This window comes from Neochlamydia sp. TUME1 (assembly GCF_000813645.1).
Lineage (GTDB): Bacteria > Chlamydiota > Chlamydiia > Chlamydiales > Parachlamydiaceae > Neochlamydia.
In genome coordinates this window covers 1-2376 of record NZ_JRXI01000093.1, presented here as the reverse complement: position 1 = coordinate 2376, position 2376 = coordinate 1, and the positions used below count along the sequence as shown (strand labels likewise).

The following is a 2376-nucleotide window of genomic DNA, read 5'->3' as shown; positions in this document are numbered from 1 at the left end:
CGAAGACTCTTCTAACAGATCGAGTAAGAGTTCAGTATAGCGTTCCTTAGGAGAATCTGTAGAAGGAAGGCTTTTTTCTTTGTCTTTAACTTTGCTCGAAAAAAGAGGAGTAACTTGCTGCGATGATGAAGAAGCTTCTGAGGAGCGTTTAAGGCAAAATTCAAGATAGGCTTGGGCCTTTTCATACGTAGGAGTTAATTGCAAAGCTTGCAGTAAAGCTTCTATAGCAGTTGCATGCTCCCCTTTTTCAGCAAGCCGTTTACCCCATAAGAAATGTCCTACAGCTTCTTCGCTAGGCTCATGCTTAAGTTCTTCTAATGGATGGGAATCAGCTGTTTCAGCCAGTTGCCTCACCGTGTAGTTGGGCGCATGCCTTTCAATAAGCTTTCTATCTAGTGGGCAAAGTTTATTGCGTGCTAAGCATTGGATGACGGTATCTTCGTTAAAGGTATGGCCACAAGGAAACAGAGTCACCGCCCGGGTCATTAGCTCTCCTGAGACCGCGTCTTCTATATTTTCTGAGACTGTAGCACGGAAAGCTACCTGGGTGCTAGGAGTAGAATTTGGCGGCATCATACAAGCTCCTTAAAATTTTGTGATAAGAAATTACCTTACCTTTTTGCCAAAAACTTACTCCTTTTCTTCTTTTTTAAGCAATTTTTATTATAAATAGATAAAAAAGAGAAAAAACCTTATCTCTATTTTTCTTTTATAGCCTACCTGCAGCCATAAGTATCTATAGATAATTCATTTAGAAGCAAATAAGTGCTGTTTTTTCTTTATTCTTTGCTCTTAATTCTCTTCGAATTCATTTTTTGTTCTAAGCAAGCAATTAAAATTTTAATAAGAAAAATTCTCAGCATGGTTTTAAGTTAAAGCCCTAACTCCATTTATTCTCTCTAGGATCTGTTTGCTAGAGAAGTAAGGATGGCCAGAAGATCTTTTCTTAAACTAAACAAAGTTAGATATGGTAGGGTTTAAAATCTGCATGCAAAGCTTAAAGCTCTATTAGCAAGTATTACTATTATTGAAATATTCATTAGCGAAAATTTAGAAAAGTGATGAAGAATTAAGCTTGAGGACCCCTTCTTCTAGAAGGTATTTTTTATTGCAAAGATTTGAAAGCTTATCATCGTGAGTAACGATAATTATTGCTTTATCTTTTTCAGAAGCAAAGTCTAACAGAAGTTGATGGATATCTTGCGCCGTTTGCTTATCCAAGTTGCCAGAGGGCTCATCGGCAAAGATGATATCAGGATCATTGCAAAGTGCGCGAGCAATCGCTATGCGCTGTTTTTCTCCACCCGATAAAAGCTTGGTATCAAAATAGGCTCGGTCTTCTAAGCCTACACGCTCTAGTAAAGAGCAAGCTCTTTGATAAGCCTTACTTCCTTGAGCAATAGATTTACGGGCGATACGCGCTGGCATCAGAATGTTCTCTAGCGCAGTATAGTCTTCTAAAAGATGAAAAGATTGGAAAATAAAGGCGATGTGCTGGTTTCTAATTTTTCTGCAATTAAAAGGGTTAATGGTTTGCCCAGCAATAGCTAATTGACCAGAGGAAGGCTTTTCTAAAGTTCCTAAAATTTGTAATAGAGTGCTTTTACCTTCACCAGAGCGTCCTGTTATCGCCACTGTTTCCCCACGCTTAACAACTAAGTTAATGTTATTTAAAATCGATACTTTGGCAGGGTAATGATAAGCTTTGCTGATCTCGCAAGCTTGCAAAATAATTTCTTCCATCTCATTCCGCTCTTAAAATAGTTGAAGGGCGTAGCAAGCTTGCTTTTACGGCAGGTACAAGGCCTGAGAATAATGAGATTAAAGCAGTAAAACTTATTACATACAATAAAGCTTCCATGCTGACCTCGTTAGGTAGGCTATCACCATAGTAGAGAGGATTAAAGGCTTCATGACCTTGGAGCCTACTTAAAAAAGTGACAAGCAACTCTAAATGCCTAAGTGTAAGCAAAGCCGCTCCAATACCTATGACGCTTCCCGCTAGCCCCATGGTCATTCCGCAAAACCCAAAAATACTGGCAATACTTGCTGAGGAAGCTCCCATGGAGCGCAGGATTCCTATCTCTAGCTTTTTGTCATTAACCAGTATAATTAGCATAGAGATAACATTTGAACAGGCCACGATAATGATAACGATGGCAATAAGCGTGAATAAGTGTTTATCACTACGCAGCTGTTGAATGATATCCTTGGTAAAATCATAGTCACGGTAGGTCTCAATCTTCCAATAAGGAGCGATGCCTGCTTCTTCGAAGGCTTGCTGCAGTTTACCATGGATTTCGTCGACTTTGCTTAAATCTGAAAAACGTAGGTTAATTCCATTGCTTTGTGCCTGGCTATTATGCTGTGCGGATG

3 protein-coding genes are annotated in these 2376 nt (G+C 39.2%); all 3 read right to left on the bottom strand.

The window, feature by feature from the left end; genetic code table 11:
- Positions 1-576: hypothetical protein (locus DB41_RS04085; protein ID WP_039384636.1), on the bottom strand; the 576-nt coding region annotated here is incomplete at its 3' end.
- Between the two features lie 474 nt (positions 577-1050).
- The gene (locus tag DB41_RS04080; RefSeq protein ID WP_039384634.1) at positions 1051-1743 is read right to left on the bottom strand and encodes an ABC transporter ATP-binding protein; all 693 of its coding nucleotides are present in this window, start codon (positions 1741-1743) and stop codon (positions 1051-1053) included.
- Between the two features lies 1 nt (position 1744).
- Positions 1745-2376: ABC transporter permease (locus DB41_RS04075; RefSeq protein ID WP_039384633.1), on the bottom strand; the 632-nt coding region annotated here is incomplete at its 5' end.